The organism is Collinsella aerofaciens (assembly GCF_039752775.1).
GTDB classification, from domain to species: domain Bacteria; phylum Actinomycetota; class Coriobacteriia; order Coriobacteriales; family Coriobacteriaceae; genus Collinsella; species Collinsella aerofaciens_R.
In genome coordinates, this window is record NZ_JBDMGT010000017.1 from 27,687 (window position 1) to 48,800 (window position 21,114).

General features: G+C 59.9%; 21 protein-coding genes and 2 tRNA genes. 1 reads left to right on the plus strand and 22 read right to left on the minus strand.

Features of this window, described 5'->3' with window-relative positions:
* Positions 1-9: 9 nt before the first annotated feature.
* The 6 genes from ABHR63_RS05910 to ABHR63_RS05935 all read right to left on the minus strand — a co-directional run bounded on the left by ABHR63_RS05910 (position 10) and on the right by ABHR63_RS05935 (position 2,595).
* A complete protein-coding gene (locus ABHR63_RS05910) occupies positions 10-153 on the minus strand; it encodes a rubredoxin-like domain-containing protein (RefSeq protein ID WP_006235327.1) in 144 nt (47 codons plus the stop codon).
* An 89-nt stretch (positions 154-242) separates the two neighbouring features.
* Entirely contained in the window at positions 243-746 is a 504-nt protein-coding gene (locus ABHR63_RS05915) for a flavin reductase family protein (protein WP_346965378.1), read from the minus strand.
* A 206-nt stretch (positions 747-952) separates the two neighbouring features.
* Entirely contained in the window at positions 953-1,423 is a 471-nt protein-coding gene (smpB, locus tag ABHR63_RS05920; RefSeq protein WP_006235325.1) for an SsrA-binding protein SmpB, read from the minus strand.
* Positions 1,413-2,330, minus strand: coding sequence for a tetratricopeptide repeat protein (locus ABHR63_RS05925; RefSeq protein WP_271759129.1), 918 nt, complete (start codon positions 2,328-2,330; stop codon positions 1,413-1,415). The genes smpB and ABHR63_RS05925 overlap by 11 nt, the downstream gene beginning before the upstream one ends.
* 97 nt (positions 2,331-2,427) lie before the next feature.
* Positions 2,428-2,504, minus strand: a tRNA-Glu gene (locus tag ABHR63_RS05930).
* A gap of 17 nt (positions 2,505-2,521) precedes the next feature.
* A tRNA-Gln gene (locus ABHR63_RS05935) sits at positions 2,522-2,595 on the minus strand.
* A gap of 276 nt (positions 2,596-2,871) precedes the next feature.
* Here ABHR63_RS05935 and ABHR63_RS05940 point away from each other — a divergent pair.
* Positions 2,872-3,282, plus strand: coding sequence for a hypothetical protein (locus ABHR63_RS05940; protein WP_006235322.1), 411 nt, complete (start codon positions 2,872-2,874; stop codon positions 3,280-3,282).
* Positions 3,283-3,478: 196 nt separating this feature from the next.
* Here the strand turns inward: ABHR63_RS05940 and ABHR63_RS05945 are convergent, their stop codons facing one another.
* The 16 genes from ABHR63_RS05945 to ABHR63_RS06020 form a co-directional block, all read right to left on the minus strand.
* On the minus strand, positions 3,479-3,838 hold the full coding sequence (locus tag ABHR63_RS05945; RefSeq protein ID WP_006235321.1) for an arsenate reductase family protein: 360 nt from the start codon (positions 3,836-3,838) through the stop codon (positions 3,479-3,481).
* Between the two features lie 92 nt (positions 3,839-3,930).
* The gene (locus ABHR63_RS05950) at positions 3,931-4,983 is read right to left on the minus strand and encodes a MupG family TIM beta-alpha barrel fold protein (RefSeq protein WP_195919690.1); all 1,053 of its coding nucleotides are present in this window, start codon (positions 4,981-4,983) and stop codon (positions 3,931-3,933) included.
* 117 nt (positions 4,984-5,100) lie between these two features.
* A complete protein-coding gene (locus tag ABHR63_RS05955) occupies positions 5,101-6,531 on the minus strand; it encodes a PTS transporter subunit EIIC (protein ID WP_346965379.1) in 1,431 nt (476 codons plus the stop codon).
* A 57-nt stretch (positions 6,532-6,588) separates the two neighbouring features.
* Positions 6,589-7,512, minus strand: coding sequence for an N-acetylmuramic acid 6-phosphate etherase (murQ, locus tag ABHR63_RS05960; protein ID WP_346965380.1), 924 nt, complete (start codon positions 7,510-7,512; stop codon positions 6,589-6,591).
* A 10-nt stretch (positions 7,513-7,522) separates the two neighbouring features.
* The gene (locus ABHR63_RS05965; RefSeq protein WP_055310345.1) at positions 7,523-8,374 is read right to left on the minus strand and encodes a MurR/RpiR family transcriptional regulator; all 852 of its coding nucleotides are present in this window, start codon (positions 8,372-8,374) and stop codon (positions 7,523-7,525) included.
* A gap of 163 nt (positions 8,375-8,537) precedes the next feature.
* Complete coding sequence (tnpA, locus tag ABHR63_RS05970; RefSeq protein ID WP_346965902.1) at positions 8,538-8,996, minus strand: IS200/IS605 family transposase; 459 nt, start codon at positions 8,994-8,996, stop codon at positions 8,538-8,540.
* 330 nt (positions 8,997-9,326) lie between these two features.
* Positions 9,327-9,908, minus strand: a complete 582-nt coding sequence (locus tag ABHR63_RS05975) for a VanZ family protein (RefSeq protein WP_270226327.1) — start codon at positions 9,906-9,908, stop codon at positions 9,327-9,329.
* Between the two features lie 104 nt (positions 9,909-10,012).
* Complete coding sequence (locus ABHR63_RS05980) at positions 10,013-10,618, minus strand: recombinase family protein (protein WP_195919687.1); 606 nt, start codon at positions 10,616-10,618, stop codon at positions 10,013-10,015.
* Positions 10,619-10,794: 176 nt separating this feature from the next.
* The gene (locus tag ABHR63_RS05985; RefSeq protein WP_346965904.1) at positions 10,795-12,930 is read right to left on the minus strand and encodes a ribonuclease R family protein; all 2,136 of its coding nucleotides are present in this window, start codon (positions 12,928-12,930) and stop codon (positions 10,795-10,797) included.
* Between the two features lie 135 nt (positions 12,931-13,065).
* The gene (gene ftsX / locus ABHR63_RS05990; protein WP_346965382.1) at positions 13,066-13,986 is read right to left on the minus strand and encodes a permease-like cell division protein FtsX; all 921 of its coding nucleotides are present in this window, start codon (positions 13,984-13,986) and stop codon (positions 13,066-13,068) included.
* Positions 13,973-15,193, minus strand: coding sequence for a cell division ATP-binding protein FtsE (gene ftsE, locus ABHR63_RS05995; protein ID WP_346965383.1), 1,221 nt, complete (start codon positions 15,191-15,193; stop codon positions 13,973-13,975). Before ftsE ends, ftsX begins: the two co-directional genes overlap by 14 nt.
* A 504-nt stretch (positions 15,194-15,697) precedes the next feature.
* Positions 15,698-16,639, minus strand: a complete 942-nt coding sequence (locus ABHR63_RS06000) for a transketolase family protein (RefSeq protein WP_117769460.1) — start codon at positions 16,637-16,639, stop codon at positions 15,698-15,700.
* A 1-nt stretch (position 16,640) separates the two neighbouring features.
* Positions 16,641-17,471: a transketolase gene (locus tag ABHR63_RS06005; RefSeq protein WP_035137416.1), complete on the minus strand. Its 831-nt coding sequence runs from the start codon at positions 17,469-17,471 to the stop codon at positions 16,641-16,643.
* Positions 17,472-17,678: 207 nt separating this feature from the next.
* Positions 17,679-18,569 (minus strand): YitT family protein, encoded by an 891-nt coding sequence (locus ABHR63_RS06010; RefSeq protein WP_035137417.1) that lies wholly within the window; start codon positions 18,567-18,569, stop codon positions 17,679-17,681.
* A 168-nt stretch (positions 18,570-18,737) separates the two neighbouring features.
* Positions 18,738-19,886 carry a peptide chain release factor 2 gene (gene prfB, locus ABHR63_RS06015; RefSeq protein ID WP_346964946.1) on the minus strand — a complete coding sequence of 383 codons (1,149 nt, stop codon included), beginning with the start codon at positions 19,884-19,886 and terminating at the stop codon, positions 18,738-18,740.
* Positions 19,886-21,114 (minus strand): preprotein translocase subunit SecA (locus ABHR63_RS06020; protein ID WP_346965906.1); only part of this gene is annotated, 1,229 nt, incomplete at its 5' end. The genes ABHR63_RS06020 and prfB, both read right to left, overlap by 1 nt.

Here is a 21,114-nt window from a genome sequence, read left to right on the forward strand (position 1 = left end):
GCCTACGAGTTACTCCTCGACGAGCTCAAACTCATCGGGGCCGACGCCGCAGACCGGGCATACGTAATCCTCGGGCAGCTCGGGCGTGTCGACCTCAACCTCGTAACCGCAAACGGTGCACACAAACTTATACGTCTTCTTCTCCTCAGCCATGATGTTCTCCTCTCGAACGCGACTGGTGATGTACTTCGTTTATTAGTATAGATTCTCAATAATATAATGCAAGTATTTTTAGAACATTTCTAGCCTTGATACGATGAAGCCTTGGGCGGCGTCTTGCCCTTCAAGACCTTGTGATAGTAGTCATAGGTCAGCGGGGCCTCGCCGCTCAAGCGCTCGGCGTCCTCCACCTCGCCGATAAAGAGCAGGTGCGTGCCCACGTCCACGGTATCAATCAGACGGCAGCTAAACAGCGCCGCCGCGTGCTCGGGCACATAGGGCATGCCCAGAGCGGTCTCGTGGGTCTCGTACTTGGCAAACTTGTCGTAATCGCTGCTGGTGCGGAAGCCAAAGTTGCCGATATAGAGCATGTCGGCGGTCTGGTCAATCACGGTCAGCGCAAAGGCCTTAGCCGATGCGATTACGCCGGACGTGACATTTTCCTTGTTCACGGCAATCGAGATGCGCGGCGGGGCGGATGTCACCTGCACTGCTGTGTTGATAACGCAGCCGGCACGCAGCCCGTCTGCCACGGCGCTCACCACGTACAGGCCACTCGGCATGGTAAAGAACGCAGTTTTGTCCATAACGATCACTCCCCTAACTCGGGATTGAGCCTCATGGATGTATGTACCCACAAAAAAGGCGACGCACATACCGAACGCCGCCTTTGAGACATATGTGTCAGAACAGTAAGCAAGATGGAACGCCCGCAGTTGCGGTGAAATAGAGACTGAATAGCCCCTCAAACAGGCAAAACAGTCCGTATTCCACCGCAACTTATGAAGGGCGGTCAGCGATTACGCTCCTTAAGCGCACGATCGATTTCGCGCTGAACGTCGCGCTTGGCCATATCCTCGCGCTTGTCATAGAGCTTCTTGCCGCGACCCAGACCCAGCAGCAGCTTTACGCGGCCGTCGGTATTAAAGTAGAGCTCCAACGGAACCAGCGCATAACCACGGTTGCGAAGTTTGCCGTCAAGAAAGTCGATCTCCTTACGGTGCAGCAGCAGACGACGCCGACGGTCGGGATCGCGATTCCACACGCCACCATGGCTATAAGGATGGATATGCAGGCCGACGAGCCAGCACTCCCCGCCGCGGATCAGCGCGAAGGTATCGGTGATCTGACAGGCGCGCTCGCGAATCGACTTGACCTCGGTGCCGCTCAGCTCAATACCGCACTCAAACGTCTCATCGATAAAGTACTCGTGATGTGCCGAGCGATTCTTGGAAATGAGCTTGCGCTCGCGCTTACTGGGCATCGCCGGCCTCCTTGGCGCCATCGGTTCCCTTGTCGGCACCTGCGCGCTTTGCCTTGCGCTCGGCATTGAGCTCGGCATCGCTCTCGCGCACCAGTTTGATAATCGCCGCGCAGGCCTCCTCGCCCACCAAGTCGCGAGCACGCACCGTCAGGCGCGTCGCCTCCTGCTTGTCGCCGTCGCTTGCAGCATCGGTCGCACACATGATCAGGCAGATGGCGATCTCGGCCGAAGGTGAGGTCGGCACGCCCTGCAGGGCGAGCTCACCCATCACGTGGTCGTCGCTCTCATCGGCGGCATCCGGATAGGTGGTATGGATCTTGTTGAGCAGGCGCGTCGTATGCGCATCGTTGGGCGCCAGGCGCAGCGCCAGACGCGCGCAGCCCACGGCAGCCGAAACGTTCTCGGTCTCGGGCTCCAAGAAGTACTGACCTAGATTGGCGTAAGCGCGGGCGGCGCACTTGCCATCGCTTGCACGCTCCAGCACCGAGAACGAGAGCGATGCCCATTCCTGCTTGTCCTCGAGAGCGCGGAACAGCTCGGCCAGATCCAGGCGGTAGTTGCAGTTCATGGGGTCCCAGCGCACGGCCTGCATCAAGGCGTTGCGAGCACTCACATAATCCTGCTGGCGAATGTAGGCAAACGCCATGTCAGAGTACAGGCGGTCAAACGGCACCTCGACCTGCACGAGCTCGCGCGGATCCTTCTCCACGCGGCGATAGGCCAAGCGCTCAAACTTGCTATCGAAGCTAAAGTATTGACGCTTCTCCTCCGTCTTGCACTCAGCGTCGATATACTCCTCGGCGAGCTCCACCAGACGCTCCAGCAGCGGCGTCGCCGTAGCCAGGTCGCCCTGCGCCAGATAGTTCTCGGCATACGTGATGTCTTGCAAGCTGATGGGCAGATCCATGGCTACTCCTCGATCCGGGCGGCAGACTCAACGCGCGCCTTAAGCATCGGTCAATACACAAAACCCGGGTCTCTTACGAGGCCCGGGCATTCAATTTTGGTAGCCCGTACCAGATTCGAACTGGTGATCTCCGCCTTGAGAGGGCGGCGTCCTAAACCGCTAGACGAACGGGCCATATGTAGCAAATGCAATGGCTGGGATGGAGGGAGTCGAACCCCCATTGACGGAACCAGAATCCGCTGTCCTGCCATTAGACGACATCCCAATGACTGCATCGCTGCGCTCGGCTGTGCCTTTGCGCAAGAAAGAAATATACGGGAAGTCTCGCCGTGACGCAAGCCCCAATTTTGACTTTTTTGAAATTCAGTCAAATTGGCCTAATTTAGTCCAACCCGTGAAGGACCTGTGAAGCCGACCGCTGTACACGAAGGGCAAAACACCGCGAGCGGTAGCCGTCAACCGTTGGCAGATTCTACCGCGAAAACGATAGCACCAGGCAACACAATCGAAGTATCAATGATCGCGTAGATATCGAGGTACCATGGACGAAGAGCTTGATTACCTATGGGAGACCCTGGGCCTCGAGATCACTGCCGACCTTTGGCCCGAACGGGACAAAATCCATCCCACACTGCGCCCCGCCATTACTGTGGTGCAGGCAAAATACCGCCGTGCATCCTTTTTGATCATGCGGATGTCATGGCACGCGGGACTCCCCGACCTTAAGCGAATCCAGGCAAGCCTCGTCGAGTTGTCCGGTATGCCGACCGTCATATCCGAGGCGCACCTGGAGCAGCGCCAGCGCGAGCGACTGCAACAGCAGCGGATTCCCTTTATCTGCCCCGGCGTTCAGGCATATCTGCCCTTTATGGACGAGGAGTACTGGAGCGGCAAGCCCAACAAACACGTAAAGGTCTACGATCCGCACGAATGGGCACAGCTGGCGGACTGACTGGGGCAGGCCCGCCGGCGGAAAGTGCGTCCCAGATTTCAAGCTCAAACTGGTCCCCACTTTCCCGTCGAGCCCTCAACCGGAAACCGTGTCCCACAATCGAAGCTCAGAATGGGACGTGCTTTCCGCAACCGGCCACTTTGGGAAAGCGCATCCCATTCTGGAAGCGAATTCCGGGTCGCACTTTCCGCAGCCGCTACAGCAACGCCTCGGCCCAAGCCGCTTCCCTAAAGCCGGGAATCGCAAAGTCGTCGCCCACCAGCAGCGGACGCTTGACCAGCATGCCGTCGGTCGCCAGCAGCTCGTAGCACTCCCGATCCGTCATGCCCGCATCCAGACGCGCCTTCAGGCCCAGCTCTCGATATTTCATGCCCGACGAATTAAAGAAGCGCCGCACCGGCAGCCCCGAACGAGCAATCCAGGTCGCAAGCTCATCAGCCGTGGGATTGTCCAAAACGATATCGCGATCGATATACTCTACCCCATGTTCGTCCAGCCATGCCTTGGCCTTCTTACAGGTCGAGCACTTGGGATATTCAACAAACAGTACAGTCATGGGAATCCTCCGAATATAGATCGGCCAACGCAGGCACACGCCACACGAGGCGCCTTCGTATGATGGGCCAATTGTAGCCCGCGGGTCACACGTTAAACGAACCGTACCCCGAATCCGCGCTTGATAAACGGCAGCAGTTCCATTGCCTCGGGCGTGATATGGCCCGCAACGTTCATGCGCTCGTCACCGGGAAGATCGACCCGCGCAATCTCAAGCTCGCCTTCGTAGCGCCCATATCCGCTATTGCTCACAGCGATCGACCCCGCCTTTCGCGGCAGGCCGGCTCCGGCATCCGTCGGCACGGAATCCGGCTTAAGCTTCGTACGTGACTCCTGAGACCTAAAGATGAGGACACTCGAGTCGGGCCGGTCGTGATGAATCTGCCCGCGCACATAGGCATAACTGAGCTCAAGCTCGCATTGCAGGTCCACGTATCCGGCGGAAACTTGAGCAAACTGCGCCCAGCCCGCATCGGAAAGATCGGGGTCGCCGACCAACACAATGTCGCAATCGGCGCCATGTGCAAGCTCAAGCATATTGAGGGCAACCTTTGACGCGCGACCGCGCTGCGCCTCGACCGTCGGCAGTCCCTCGAATACCGGCCCGCGAACGTTAGCATCACCCGGCACAAAAGCCATGATTTCGAATCCAAGCGCCGCAAGACGAAGATTCACCCGAGCAATGTCCTCCAGAGCTAAACCGGTATAAGGCTTGGGGTAAAAATTGTGGCAGGCGGCAAAACGAGTCACATCGGCACCGGCCTCACGCCACGATGCGATTTCATCAGAACTCACTGTCGATGCATTGACCACAATGCGAAATACACCGGACAGCTCCGCGACCCGCTGGGCGCTAAAGCCATAGTCCAAACGAAGGTATTCCAACCCCAGATCGCGCAAGTCCTCGATGCGCTCAAGCCCGAGCAAATCGCACGTGCGAGGCCCCACATCGGCAATGAGCGCAATGCCGCGGGCGGAAAGCAGCGACAGCACATGACGGACCTTATCGGCATACGCCGCTCCCCCATCCTCGGGAATATGCAGCGAGGTGAACGCATAGCGCGCACCCGCCGCGGCACCACGCTCAATCGTCCGCTCAATATCCTGCAGAGGGCTGGAAAGATAAATCGAAATACCCGTTTTCACGCTTCAACGCTCCTTTAAAAAAGGCCGGCGGAGCAGCTAGCCCCGCCGGCACAACCATAACATCAAGAAATCTGCCGCGCGCCGCGAACCCCGAGCAACACGGCTCGCGATATCAAACTACTCGCCAAAGAACTCGTTGATCTTCTGCTCGTCGACGCCAAAGAACCACGTCAGGACAAAGCCGGCGGCATAGGCAAGCAGCATAGCGGCAACGTAGCCGAGCTGCTGGCCAGGAACGACGATCAGCAGGCCAAACAGACCGGAAACGCCCTGAGAAACCGTGCCGATGTGAAGCAGCGCCGCGAGCGCGCCGCCAAATCCGGCACCCAGGCAGGCCGTCACAAACGGACGAACGAGCGGCAGCGTAACAGCATACATCAGAGGCTCGCCCACACCCAGGATTCCAACGGGAATGGACTCTGCGACGTACTTCTTGAGCTTGGCGTTCTTGGTCTTAAAGTACAGCGCCAAACCGGCACCGACCTGGCCGCCGCCAGCCATCATAAGGATGGGAAGCAGGTAATTGATACCCTTGGTAGCGCCGTCGGGATCGTTGAGCATAGCGTGGATCGGCGTGAGCGCCTGATGCAGGCCGACGGAAACCAGCGGCAAGAAGCCTGCCGACAGGATATAGCCGCCCAGGACGCCCAGCTTCTCGAAGATAAAGGTCAAAACGCTAAAGATGGCAGTCGTCAGCCATGCGCCAACCGGCTGGATGACGAGCATCAGAGCAAAGGCGCCGATGATGAGCACCAGCATCGGAGACAAGAACGTGTCGAGTGCGTTGGGCATAACCTTGCGAATCTGACGCTCCATCCAGGCAAAAAATGCGCCAGCGATGAGAGCCGCGATCATGCCGCCCGCTGCGGGGTTGTACTGCGCACTGGTGAGCGGCAGCAGAATGGCAGTGGCAGGATCAGCCGCGCCAGGCGCAAGCAGGGGCATGGCACTGTTGGCGATACACATCATGCCGGCGATGCCGCCCAGCGCAGCGGAGCCACCAAACTCACGTGCCGCGTTATAGCCCACCAAGATGGGCAGATAGGCAAACAGGGCCCAGCCCATGGAACGAATGCCCTGGTACCACCACTCGCCTGCAAGCGCGCCTGCCGTCGAGACGTTAATGACGTTGCAGATACCGTTGATGAGGCCAGCCGCAATGATGCCGGGAAGCAGGGCGACGAAGACATTGGAAATCTTCTTGAGGAAGGCCTGAACCGGCTTAGACTCGTACTTGGCCTTCTGCGCGGCCTTGTTTGTGGCCGCAGCGTCAACCACGCTCTCGTCGGCAACGCCTTTCGCAAGGCCAGTGAGCTTGGAGAACTCCTCGAGCACCTTATTCACCTTGCCCGGACCCAGCACGATCTGCATCGTGTCGTCCTCGACCAGGCCCATCACGCCGTCGAGTGCCTTAATGCCCTCCGTGTCGACGTTGCCCGCGTCTTTGACGGTCACGCGCAGGCGCGTCATGCACGCCGCGTTTGCCAGCACGTTGTCTTTACCGCCCAAAAGGTCCAGCAGCTTTTGAGCCAGCTCTTTGTTCGTCATAACTCCTCCTTGTATTGGGTATCTCGTCTGGATGTCATATCAGCTCACGCCGCGCACCTATTGGGCGTCGGCATTGCTCTTCTCATGGCCACTCACCGCAGCACGGACATGGCCTCGCGCCCGCTCAAGAGCTACCGTAGCCTGCTCGGCATCGCGGTCCAACAGTACCGAGACAATAGCGGTTTTTACATGGCCGCCGGCATCTGCAAGCGCCTGAACGGCGCGCTCGCGCGTACAGCCGGTCGCCTCCATCACGATGTTCTGGCCGCGCACCACCAACTTCTCGTTCGTCTGCTGCACATCGACCATCAGGTTTTGGTATACCTTGCCGATCTTGACCATGGCACCGGTCGAAATCATGTTGAGAATGAGCTTTTGAACCGTTCCCGCCTTGAGCCTCGTTGAGCCGGTCAGCACCTCGGGACCGGGCACGGGCTCAATGGCAAGATCTGCGCTCTCCCCGATCTTCGACCCTTGGTTGCAGGCAATTGCAATGGTCTTGCACCCAGTTGCCTTGGCGTACGCAAGGCCGCCCACCACATAAGGAGTACGGCCGCTTGCCGCCAGGCCAACGACAAGATCCTTGTCCGAGAGTCCACGCTCTCGCAGGTCGTTCGCGCCAAGCTCATCGCTGTCTTCGGCACCTTCGACAGCCTTGATAAACGCCGTCTCGCCTCCGGCAATGAGCCCGACAATCAGATCGGGTGACACGCCAAACGTGGGCGGACACTCCGAAGCGTCGAGTACGCCCAGACGACCGCTGGTGCCTGCGCCCATGTAAAAGACGCGCCCGCCGCGCTCGAGTGCCTCAGCAGCCCAGTCGATTGCTGTGGCAACCTGGGGCAACACTTTCGTGACCGACTGGACGGCACGAAGATCCTCATCGTTCATCGTCGTGACGATTTGCAGCGATGTCATCGTATCGAGGTCCATTGACCTTTGATTACGCTGTTCGGTCGTGAATTTTGTTAAATCGAGCATTTCATTCACCTCATCTTTCCTGTTTCTCGATGTAGTTTTGCTTAATGACATGCGTCGCCCGTTCGTAGTCGCTGGCAACGTAAGCAGCGTAAAGGGCATCGACAACCATAAGCTGGGCCATACGCGAAGCCATGGCACCGCTGCGGACCAAGGGTTCACTCGCAGCAACGCCGAGCACGGCATCGGCCATGGTGGCAAGCTTGGATGATCCATCTACTTTGGTAACGGCCACAACGGGACAGTTGTGACGTTGAGCCTCGGCGGTGCAGTCCAGCACCTCTTGCGTCAAGCCCGAGTAGCTAAAGGCGATTGCCATATCGCCCTCATGCATGTTCTTGGCACATAAGAGCTGATCATGCCAGTCGTCGTACAGATGGCACTCTTTGTCGACACGCATGAGCTTTTGCGCCAGGTCGTGCGCGACCAAACGAGAGGCACCAATACCGAACAGATTGACCGCGCGTGCCCGCTTAAGACGGGCCGCGCATCGCTCCAAGACGGTGTAATCGAGCGTTCGCGCCGTCGCCTCGATCGTGCGCACGTTGCTTTTCATCACCTTCCCCACGATACGTTCGACGCTGTCATCCATGGAGATGTCCTCGAGGGCTACGTCTTTCTTGTCACCTAAGAGCGCCAGCTCGGCAATCAGTTCGCGCTGGAACTCCTTGTAGCCCGCAAAACCCAAACGCTTGCAAAAGCGCAAAATGCTCGAGGGCGAGGAGAACGTGACATCGGCAAGACCGCGGACGGACAGCCCGACCACCTCGTGCGGATGAGCGCTTACATATGCGATGACATTGCGTTCCGCCGGGCTCGCGCTAAGCTCACGCTCGCGAAGCCGCAAAAGCAATCCGTTTGCCATCTCAAACACCTCCGTTGAGAAGAATCAGAACCACCCTTAAAAAGGGTGGTTTGCTCTTAGGGTATAACCCACGGGCCCCGGGCTCGCGTCTAAAGGCGCGGGCCCGGACTTCGTCCAGGCCTAGTGCATCTTGACCCGTGGCGCGCCGGTCGAACCGGCAGCATCACCCCCTCTTGAAGGGGTCCTCGTACTCCTTCACGCTCAGCTTGTCCAGCGCGATGTCGTGGGACTCCTGCTCCCTGATGTACTTGGCGATCGTCGCCTCGTTCAGGCCGACGGTGGACACGTAGTAGCCCTCCGCCCAGAACTTCCTGTTGCCGAACTTGTACTTGAGGTTGGCGTGCCTGTCGAATATCATCAGCGAGCTCTTCCCCTTCAGGTAGCCCATGACGCTCGCGACGCTGTACTTCGGCGGGATCGCCAGCAGCACGTGCACGTGGTCGGGCATCAGGTGCCCCTCGATTATCTCGATCCCCTTGTACTCGCACAGCTTCCTGAGGATCTCCCCTATGTCGCTCCTGATTTGGTTGTAGATCACTTTGCGCCTATACTTCGGCGTGAACACGACGTGGTACTTGCACATCCACTTCGTGTGGGAAAGGCTGTAGGCCTTCTGGGCCATGGCGACCACCCCTTCGACTCGAATTCTTGACGGCCTGAACAATCGTCAATATCGGTCGGAGGGGTGGCTTTGTAAAGCCGTTTGTCTCCACCCGCGTAGCGGGTGGTTCAAAGCTGGCCGCTGCGCGGCCAGCGGACTAAAGTCTTGAAATTAAAGACCAACGAACGATTCGTACCGGATACAAACAGCTTTTGCGGTACATTGTGCCGCATCGTGGCGCACAAAGGGCGAGCGTTCTACCGCTCGCCCCTCAAATCCGACCGCTCGGAAATACGCGCGACACAAAATAATTCAACAAGGTCGCATTATCAGAAACGGGTTTGTTACCGGCTAGCGCCTCGCATGGGCGCCGATCGGCCGAGTCGCATGGCGCACCAACGCCGCCGTCAGCAATACCAACAGCATGGCGATGACATAGCCCGCAGCATCGAATCCTAAATCGATAACGTCGAAATGCCTGCCGGGAACAAAGATCTTATGTACCTGATCGCCAACGGAGCAGGCGGCGCAAAAGAGCAATACGGGCACGCAACGGGAGCATACGCTCCACGGACGCCTGGAAAAGCAAGCCACGACCACCGAGGCGAACAATCCGACGAAGAAAAACTCTACGGTATGGGCAACGCGACGGACGTTCGTGCCCACCCACATGCGAATGGAAGCAAGTCGGCCAGACCGGACATTCGAGGCAGCCGAATCGGTGCCCCCGGTCATTCCGTTCTCCGTCTGGGCTTCACCCGTGGCATCGACAGCCTGAACGCCCGTAGCCTGACCCTCCACCACACGCGCGGTGGACTCGCTCAGCAACGACGTCTCCACCGCATTTTGCTCCGTCAGCACCCAGATGCCCGCCAGCGTTGCAGCGAACAGAACGATCGCGGTCCATCCGATTATTTGTTTTACGCGCGCCAAGGGTCAACCTCCTTTTTTGAATATCAGCGAGTGTAGCCCCAAATGGCATCGTCACCGTATCAAAATTTGAATCGCAACAGGAAGCGACAAAGCGACGCAAAACCCTACCCCGCCTCGCGCATCCAGCGATCGAACGTCCCCACGCACACGCCCAGGCACTTTGCTGCCTGGCTGCGGGTAATATCGCCCGCCTCATAGCTATCGCGCACCAGCTCAAACTGAGGAGGGCATGGCTTGCGAGGTCGACCGAAACGGACCCCTCGCGCCCGCGCCGCTGCAATCCCCTCCGCCTGGCGCCGATGGATATTCTCGCGCTCCACCTGCGCCACGTAGCTCAGCAGCTGCAGCACAATATCAGCAATCAGGGTGTTAGTCACATCCGGCGCGCCGCTGGCCCTGGCGCGCGTGTCAAGCAATGGCATATCCAACACCACAATGGCAACCCCGAGCACCTTGGTAATGCGTCGCCATTCCTCAAGAATCTCGGAGTAATTACGGCCAAGTCGGTCGATAGAAAGCACCACCAGCACGTCCCCGTCTCCCAGGACGTGCAGCAGCTCGCGATAACGCGGTCGATCGAAGTCCTTGCCGCTCGCATGGTCGGCATAAATATTCGCCGAGCCCACGCCATAGGCGCCCAGCGCATCCAGCTGCCGATTAAGATTCTGATCGCGCGAACTCACCCGCGCATAACCGTACACCGTCGCCATCTCATCCCCGCTTTCTTGTAAACCTGCCAAAAGGGACAGGTTTATTTTGGTAGGTTTTACCTCTCAAATAGCAGGTAAGCGGGCGGCCGAGCAGACGGCAAGGTAGCCACGATTCAAATGCGAAGGGCGGTCCCGAAAGGCCGCCCTCCGCTCCCCCACCATGAGTCGGGATTTGGCTAATGGATAAGCTTAAAGTCCAAGTGCCCACGCGTGGTATTGACGCGCGAGACCTCGATAATCACGCGCTGCCCCAGCTCGTAACGGGTGCCCGTGTCGGCACCTGTGAGCGTGAGCGCGTCCTCGTCGAACTCGAACCACTCGTTGCCCAGACTCTTGATCGAAACCAAGCCTTCGACCTGCGTTAGGTCCAAGCGCACAAAAAGGCCCATGCTGCTAACCCACGAGACGGTTCCGGCATAGCGCTCGCCCAGACGGTCCTCATAGTACTGGGCAATCTTGATCTTTTGCGTCGCATGGCTGGCGGCATCTGCCGCGCGCTCGGCATCGCTGCATGCGCGGCAGATCTGCGGCAGAATGCGCGGCAGTGACTCGCGCCCCTTGCCGATCAGGCGCGGCGTACGGACCAGGGCGTCCTTGCCGCCCAGCTGCTCATAGGCCAACTGCAGCTTGAGTACGCGGTGCACCACCAGATCGGGGTAGCGACGGATGGGACTCGTAAAGTGACAGTAGCACGGCGCGGCGAGCGCAAAGTGGCCCTCGTTGCGCGGCTTGTACAGCGCGCGCTGCATGCTGCGCAGAAGCAGCGTGTTAACGAGCGGTGCGTTGGCCGTACCGGCGGCAGCATCAACTGCAGCCTGCAGCTCATCGGGGCTCCCCAGGGCAATACCGGCAGCACGGCGATCGTCGATGATGCCTAGCTGCGCCAGCGCAACGGCGGCACCGTGCAGGCTATCGGGGCTCGGATCTTCATGCACGCGATAGCAGGCCTCGATATCACGGTCTGCCAGCCACTCTGCAACGCACTCGTTGGCGAGCAGCATGGCTTCCTCGATAAGCGACGTGGCACACGAACGCTCACGCGCCACAATCTGCACGGGCACTCCGTCCTCATTCAATAGAGCGCGAATCTCGGCTGTGTCAAAATCGACTGAGCCGCGGGCGCGACGAATACGACGGCGAAGTTCGGCGAGTTCGTTAGCGGAGACAAGGAAATCGCCGAGGTCGATGTTGTAGCCGCGGGCGGCCTCCTCGCACGCAAGACCGCGCTCAAGCGCTTCCTCGCGCGAGGTCTCGGCAGCCGCAACATCCTCGGCTGCACCCTCCAGCACCGAATACTCAACCGCGCCGGCACGCACCAGCAGCGCCTCGGCGCCGTCATAGTCCATACGCACACGCGAGCGAATCACGCTGGGGTACGGATCGTAATGCCGCACGCGACCCTGTGCATCGAGCTCAATGTCAACGGTAAACGCAAGACGGTCCTCGTCAGGGCGAAGCGAGCACAGGTCACAGGACAGGCGTTCGGGCAGCATGGGAAGCACGCGATCGGCCAGATACACCGATGTCGTACGATGGCGAGCCTCAAGATCGATATGCCCGTCCCAAGCCACATAGTGTGAAACGTCGGCGATATGCACACCCAGCTTGTAGCCACCCTCGGGCGTGCGCTCCAACGAAATGGCATCGTCAAAGTCGCGCGCGTCGACCGGGTCGATCGTGATGACAAAGCGGTCGCGCAGATCGCGGCGGAGCGGGTCCTTAAGCGCCGCGGACACATCGAGCGAAAGCCCCTCGGCCTCGTCCAGCGCGGCCTCGGGATAGCTATCGGTATAGCCGTAACGCGCCATCACATATTGAACGCCCAAATCGGGCGCGTCATCTCCGCCAATGCGGCGCTCGATCGTCACGGTACCCGATTCCAGGCGCGTCGGGTAGGTCAAAATGCGCGCGACAACAGCATCACCCGGGTGGACACCCAGACGATCCGCCGAGGTATCCTCGGGCAGAATGAAGAAGTCGGCCTTCAGACGCGAATCGAGCGGCTCGATCACACCGAGCGGACCGGCGGTCTGGTACGTGCCCACCACGCTTATGGCTGCACGCTCAACCACGCTTTCGATCACGGCGCGCCGCTCACCGTGCGGGCTGTTCTTAATGCTCACGGCAACGGTATCGCCATCCATGATCTCGCGCTTACCGCGGCCCATGACCTTGTAGTCGCCGTTTTCGGTTACAACGTAGGCGCTATGCTCATGGAGCTGCACGCGCCCGGTCAGGCTCGGACGGCGTTCGCTGCGCACCGGCCCGCGCTGATTGCGAGCTCCACGCTTATGCTTGTTATTGCGCCCCATGGCGCCTCCTAACTATCGATTGCGAACTCCAAAGAGTCTACCCAAATGATTCGCTTTCCTGCCGTCCCCTAGGGATCAAAAAACGGGCCGCCCCATAAGAGACGACCCGTTGGAAGGGATGAATTCCAAGCATGCCTACACGCGCAGGTAGCGGCGCATGGCGATGGCAGAACCAAAGAGACCGATAATCACACCGACCAGAATCAGCGCAGCATAGGTCACCAGGTAGTACCGCATCGGCAGGGCAAACGACATCCAGCCGATGCTCTCCTGCAGACGCGGAATCATCAGATTGCGCAGCAGCTCCAGAACGCCGATGGAAAGCAGCGAGCCCAAAATGGCCTGCAGCACGCCCTCGGTGATAAACGGGCCACGAATGAAGCCGTTGCTGGCGCCGACCAGACGCATAATCGCAATCTCACGACGACGCGCCGTGATGGACAGGCGAATCGTGTTGTTGATGAAGATGAATGCGATAAAGGTCAGAAGACCAACGAGCACCACGGCGGCGATGCGGATGTAGTTGGTCACCTGGAACAGGCGGCTCACTTCCTCCTGGCCGTACAGCACGCTCGCGTTGACGTCGCCGTCATCCGCGATCTTCTGGAAATCGGCATCCTTCTTGAGCTTCTTTGCCGTGCTCTCGACCTTGGACGGATCGTCCATCTCAATAGCGAAGGAAGCCGGCAGCGGGTTCTGGCCATCGAGCGCGCTCATGGTGGCGTCGGCGTTGCCCGACATCTTGCTCGTATACTCGGCCAGCGCGTCGTCCTTGTCCTTATAGGTCACGGACTTGACGTTATTCCACGTCTTAAGCTCGGCCTCAAAAGCCTGAACATCGGCCTGATCGGCGTCATCACTAATGAACGCGTTGATGACAACCTGATCCTCGACGGTGCCGATCACGGAGTTCAGCATCGCAGAGCCCATGATGAACAGGCCGATGATAAACAGCGAAAGGAAGATCGTGATGACGGCGCCGAGCGAGGTAGTCCAGTTACGGAAGAAGTGGCTGATTGCCTCTTTGAAGGAGTAGCCCACGTTAGTTGGTGCCATAGTTGCCGTAACCTCCCCTCTCCTGGTCGCGGATGACGTGGCCGCCCTCGAGGGCGATCACGCGACGGTGCATGCTATCGACCATCTCGCGGTCGTGCGTGGCGACGATCACGGTGGTGCCGGTGCGGTTAATACGCTCAAGCAGCTTCATGATGCCCAGCGAGATCGCCGGGTCGAGGTTGCCCGTGGGCTCGTCGCAGATCAGCAGCGGCGGACGGTTGACCATAGCACGGGCGACGGCAACGCGCTGCTGCTCGCCACCGGAAAGCTGGTCGGGCAGCGAGTCCATCTGATCGGCCAGACCGACCAGGCGCAGCACCTCGGGCACCTGGCTGCGAATGACGCCCTTGGGCTTGCCGATGCACTGCAGGGCAAACGCCACGTTTTCGTAGGCGGTCTTTTGCGGCAGAAGCTTAAAGTCCTGGAACACGGCGCCAATCTGGCGGCGCAGGAACGGAACCTTGCGGTTCTTGATCTTCATGAGGTCCTGACCGGCAACCAGGATGCGGCCGCTCGTCGGCTTGACGTCGCGGTTGAGCGTCGACAGCAGCGTGGTCTTACCCGAGCCGGAGTGACCGACCAGGAAGACGAACTCGCCCGGATAGATCTCGATGTTGATGTCGTCGAGTGCAGGCTTGTTGGGCTGTGCCGGATAGATCTTGGTGACATGCTCCATAAGGATGACGGGCTCGACACCGGCCTGCTTGGCCATCTTCTTGCGGCTGGCCTGCGGATCGATGGGCGCAAACACCGACGTAAAATCGGGGTTGTTGAGCGCGTTATCGAGGCTTGCGACCTCGGCTGCCTGATCGCTCTCGACCACCGGGGCAGCAGGCTGCGTGGGGTCGGGAACAGCGGCAAAGAGACCGGACTGCGCAGGCTGAGGAGCCGGCGTCGCAGGGGCCAAGGGGTCGGGAATGCCGGCCATGGTAGGCTGCGGCGTGGCGGCACCAGCCTGAGGCTGCTCCACGCGAGCGGTCACGGCCTGAACGGGCTCAAAACCCGCCGTGCCGGAAAGCGCGACATCGCTGGTTGGATTGTAGGCAAAGGGATCGGATGCCGGCTGTGCCTGATCTGCCGGCTGAGCGGGGGCCTGAGCAACAGGCTGGCCCTCTGAATCCGGAGTGGCGAAACGACTGCCCTGGACGCCTGCCTGCGTCTTGGGGGCATCATCGCCCGCACCGGAGGTACGGAAGTGGTTACCCACTGGTGCTCCTTATCGTCGTGCGTTTAAACTACATGAGCGCTTTGTATTTTAGCAGCATTAGCTTTGCTGCACATAAGAAGCATGGCGTGGTTAGGGATCCCGTCGGCCGGACACAGGGTTACTCTCCAAATCGTCCTCGGACATGTCGGAGCCCCCGCTGCGCGCTTCGCGCGGCGGGGGCTCCTCCGTCCTGCGGAAAGATTTGGAGAGTAACCCTGTGCCCGGCCTGCGATAACTAAGGGGTCGCCGCGTTTATCTTGAGGTGCTGCAAATACAAAGCTGGAAGGGTCTGAATTGCGCTTTGTCGATATATGCCCTTTTTCCTGATGGGACCGTGCTTGAGGGGCGTCTTCATGAGTTGCGGTGAAATAGGGACCGTTTTACCAGTTAAAAGGTCTAATCAGTCCCTATTTCACCGCAACTGAAACAGGGGCGCTCTCCAAGAGAGCGCCCCTGCCGGGTTTCCATAGTTCTGGCGAAGCAGTCCTTGAGATCCGCCTTGCCTTATGCCAAGAACTCCTTGGTGGTCGCCACGATGTTGGCGGCGTCCAGGCCATACTTGTGCAAGAGCTCGGCACCCGGGCCGGACTCGCCAAAGGTGTCGTTGACGCCGATCTTCTTGAGGGGCGTCGGGCACTGCTCGCACAGGACGTCGGCAACGGCGCTGCCCAGGCCACCGATTACAGAATGCTCCTCGACGGTCACGACGTGGCCGGTCTTGGTGGCGCTCTTGACGATCAGGTCGGCATCGATGGGCTTGATGGTGTGCATGTTGATGACCTCGGCGTCGATGCCCTCGGCAGCGAGCTGCTCGGCGGCCTCGAGAGCCTCGCCGACCATCAGGCCGCAGGCGATGATGGTGACGTCGGCGCCCTCGCGCATGACAATGCCCTTACCCAACTCGAAGTTGTAGGTCTCGGGGTCGTTGATAACCGGCGAGGCCAAACGAGCGAAGCGCATGTACACCGGACCGTCGCACTCGTAGGCGGCGCGCGTCACGGCGCGGGCCTCGACGTCGTCGGCAGGAACGATCACAGTCATGCCGGGGATGACGCGCATGAGGGCGATATCCTCGCAGCACTGGTGCGTGGCACCATCCTCGCCCACCGAGATACCGGCGTGCGTGGCACCAATCTTAACGTTGAGGTGCGGGTAGCCGATGGAGTTACGGACCTGCTCAAAAGCGCGGCCGGCTGCGAACATGGCAAAGGTGCTCGCGAAGGCAACGCGGCCGGTGGTCGCGATACCGGCGGCGACGCCCATCAGGTTGCTCTCGGCGATACCCACGTCGAAGAAGCGGTCGGGGCAGGCGGCCTTGAACTTGCCGGTCTGCGTGGCGGCGGCCAGGTCGGCGTCGAGGACCACAAAGTCATCGTGCTCGTTGGCGAGCTCGACGAGGGCCTCGCCGTAGCTTACGCGCGTGGCGATTTTTTTGACGTCTGCCATCCTAGAGCTCCTCTCCGGCGGCCGTGAGCTCTGCCATGGCCTGCTCAAACTGTTCATCGTTGGGGGCCTTGCCGTGCCAACCAACCTGGTTCTCCATAAAGGACACGCCCTTGCCCTTCAGGGTCTCGGCGATAATGGCGGTCGGCTGCCCCTTGGTGGCGCGAGCCTCGGCAAAGGCGGCGCGGATCTGGTCGAAGTCGTTGCCGTCGGCGAGCTCCACCACGTGGAACTTGAACGCGCGGAACTTGTCGGCGAGCGGCATGGGGTCGTTGACCTCCTCGACGGGGCCGTCGATCTGCAGGCCGTTGTGGTCGACGATCACGCAGAGGTTATCGAGCTGCTGGTTGCCGGCAAACATGGCGGCCTCCCAGACCTGGCCCTCCTCGCTCTCGCCATCGCCCAGCAGGGCGTACGTGCGGTAAGTATCGCCCCAGTGCTTGGCGGCAACGGCCATACCCACGGCGGCGGAGATACCCTGGCCGAGCGAGCCGGTGGACATGTCGACGCCCGGGGTGTCGTTCATGTTGGGATGACCCTGCAGGTGGCTGCCGATATGGCGCAGCGTCTCGAGATCCTCCTTGGGGAAGAACCCACGCTCGGCGAGCACGGCGTACAGGCCCGGAGCGCAATGGCCCTTGGAGAGCACAAAACGGTCGCGATCGGCCTTGCGGGGATCGGCCGGGTCGACGTTCATTTCCTCAAAGTACAGATAGGTCATGATGTCGGCAGCGCCGAGCGAACCGCCCGGATGGCCGGACTTGGCAGCGTGCACGCCGGTGACGATGCCCTTCCTTACCTCGTTGGCAACCTTTTTGAGCTCTTCGTCGCTCATTGTGCCTTCCTTTCATCCTCATTAGACAAAATGCGCACGGCACCGAAGGTAATCCCAACACAGCCGCAATGCACGTACGTCATTCATTATGCTGGAAACTGATGGCTTTACCAGAGTTTTTATCATTATTTGAACAATTTAGCAGGCAGAACCGCTGATGAAACGGTTTATCAATGTGAACGTCTTTTGGATGGAACGCAGTCGACCCTACGCGCTAATGTCCTTGAATCCCTCGCCGAAGGCTTCCGTAACGTCAGCGACCGTCACAATGGCGTGAGGATCGCGCTCGCGCACGATCGTCTTGAGGGTATTGAGCTCTCGACGGCTCACGATGACCATAATCACCGGCTTCTCGGCACCCGAATACATGCCAGTCGCCTTAAACTTGGTACAACCACGACCCAGGCCATACATGATATCGGCAGCGATATCAGGGAACTTATCCGAGATGATGAGTACCATACGGCGCTTGTTGCCACCATCGACCACGGCATCGATCACGTAACCGCTAATGACCATAGAAAGGCCTGCATACAGTGCGTTTTCGATTGAAAAGACCGGAGCCGACAGCGCGCATACGGCGACATCGATCGCCATGACGGTCGAGCCCACCGGCAGCGAGGTGTTACGCGAGATGATTTGGCCAATCGTGTCCGAGCCGCCGGTGTTGGCGCCGGCGCGCAACACCATGCCGTAACCGATGCCCGTAATAATGCCGCCCCACATGGCAGGGAGCATCAGGTCCGCATCCGCCAGAGGTGCTACAAACGGAGCGAACAGATCGGTAAAGAAGCCCAGCAGCACAAAGCCCGTCGCGGTCTGCACCACGTAGAACATGCCACCCTCGCGCATAACGACCAACAACAGCAAGGCGTTCATCACGATCGTCTGAATACCAACGGGAAGCGATAGGCCGCGCGATGCACCGACCGCCTGGATAATGGTGGCAAGGCCCGTAACGCCACCGGCGGCAAGACCGTTGGGAATCAAAAACAGGTCGGTCGCGATGGCGGCCAAGGCACACCCCAACATGATCTGGGGCAAATCGTGAAAGAAGTTCATCGAAAGAATGCGCTTGATGTCCAGACGATATGCCATGCTGCCTCCCTCAAAAAAGCGCACCCCATCGGATGCGCTTTGAACTTCTTCTTGTATTCGATTCTACCTATTCGCCGAACAAAAACCACCCCTGCGCAGGGTTTACTCTGGATACAAAACCACACCGCTCGGAGGGTTTTAATCCATTTCCACATAAACCCGAGCGGTTTAAGCAGATGGGGTCTCCGCGTCGGCGTTGCCGGTGGCCCAGCGATGGTAGCCAATAACAAACGGGTCCAGGTCGCCATCGTCAAGAACGGCCTCGACATTGCTGGTCTCCACGCCCGTGCGTAGGTCCTTGACCATCTGGTACGGGTAGAGCACGTAGCTGCGAATCTGGTTGCCAAAACCAATCGTGGTCTTGGGTCCGCGGATCTCATCCAGGGCCTCGGCGCGCTTCTCGAGCTCAATCTCGTACAGGCGGGCCTTGAGGATCTGCATGCACGCGGCCTTGTTCTGAATCTGGCTGCGCTCGTTTTGACAGGTAACCACAATGCCGCTGGGGAAATGCGTCACGCGCACGGCGGAGTCGGTGGTGTTGACGCCCTGACCGCCCGGGCCGCTCGCGTGGTACACGTCCACGCGGATGTCATCGGGGCTGATCTCGATGTCGATATCATCGGGTAGCACGGGGATGACCTCGACGCCGGCAAACGTGGTCTGGCGGCGCTTCTTGTCGTCGGTGGGGCTAATGCGAACCAAGCGGTGGACGCCGGCCTCGGCGCGCAGCATGCCAAATGCGTCCTTGCCCTCGACGGTAAAGGTCGCGCGGTCGATGCCGATGACCTCGGCTGCGGGACAGTCGTTGATGGTGACCTTCCAGCCGCGACGCTGGCAGTACTTCATGTACATCTTAAAGAGCATGAAGGTCCAGTCCTGGGCCTCCAGACCACCCTGTCCGGGCTTGATAGTCACAATGGCATCGCCGTGATCGAACTCACCGGTAAACCAGCTCGAAAGCTCGAGATCGTCGATTGCACGGGCCAGGCGCTCAGCCGTGGCCGCAGCCTCCTCGCGCAATGCGGCGGCATCGGGGTCGTCGCCCATCTCCTCGGCAAGCTCCAGCGCCGCACGGGCGTCAGATAGCTCGCCGCGCGCGGTATCCACGGCAGCGATATCTTCCTTGGCGCGAGCGATCTCCTCCATGGTGGCGCGAGCGGCGTCGGCGTCATCCCAAAAGCCGGGGGCCACGCTTTTTGCCTCGAGCTCGGTCACGCGCGTGCGCTTCTCGTCCAAATGAAGATACGACTCGACCTCGCCGAGCCGGTCCGCAAACGCGTCCAGCTCGGCGGGCGTTACCTCTAAAGCCTCCGCCATTAACGATTCCTGCCGTGGCAATACTTGAACTTCTTGCCGCTGCCGCAGGGGCAAAGGTCATTGCGGCCCACGTTGACATAAGGGTCATCGCTCTCTGACTTGCGGTAGGTGGTCACCTTGCCGCCGTTGTTGACAGCAGCCGGGCCTCCCTGGACGGCCGTACGAGCCTGCACCTGTGCCTGCTTGCGCAGCACCGAGTTGCCGTTGTCGCCATCGACATCGGCGGGGCCGGAGAAGTGCGCACCCTCGAGCGCGGGGTCCTCCTTGTGCTCCACGGCGTGCGGGGCGGCCTTGATCTCGATGCGCAGGACGGTGCGCAGGTAATCCTCGTACATGGTGTCGACGAGCATCTGGAAGGCACCATAAGCCTCGGTCTTGTACTCGACCAGCGGGTCGCGCTGACCAAAGCCGCGCAGGCCGATACCGGTCTTGAGGTAGTCCATCTCCTGCAGGTAGTTCATCCAGCGGGTATCGATGACGCGCAACATGACCTGGGTGTTGAGCTCGCGCATGAGGTCCTCACCCAGGCGCTCGGCCTTCATGTTGTAGCACTTCTCAACGTAGGCCAGGACATCGGCAGCCAGGGCCTCGTAATCCTCGTCGGGGAACTTGGGCGTATCGATATGACCGGTCAGCTCCACGACCCACTTGCGCAGGCCCTCGAGATCGCGCTCGCCATCGTGGCTGTCCTTGGTGCAGAACTCCTGCACGCAGCGGTACACAGTGTCGTGCATGACCTCGGTGATGTGGTCGGTCAGGTCCTTGCCATCCAGAATCTTGTTACGCTCGGCGTAGATGACCTGGCGCTGCTTGTTCATGACGTCATCGTACTCGAGGACGCTCTTACGCATGGAGAAGTTGATGCTCTCGACCTTGTGCTGGGCGCTCTCGACGGCCTTGGAAATGATCTTGTGCTGGATGGGCATGTCGTCGCCCATGTCGGCCGTGACCATCATCTTGGAGACGCGGTCCATCTTGTCGCCGCCGAACAGGCGCATGAGGTCGTCCTCGAGCGACAGGTAGAACTGAGTCTCGCCCGGATCGCCCTGACGGCCGGAACGGCCGCGCAGCTGGTTGTCGATACGACGGGATTCATGGCGCTCGGTGCCGATGACGGTCAGACCGCCGGCGGCAAGCACGCGCTCGCGCTCGGCCTTGCAGGTCTCCTTGGCCTCGGCGTTAAACTGCTCGAGCTGCTCGGGCGTCACGTCCTCCATGGTCAGGCCCT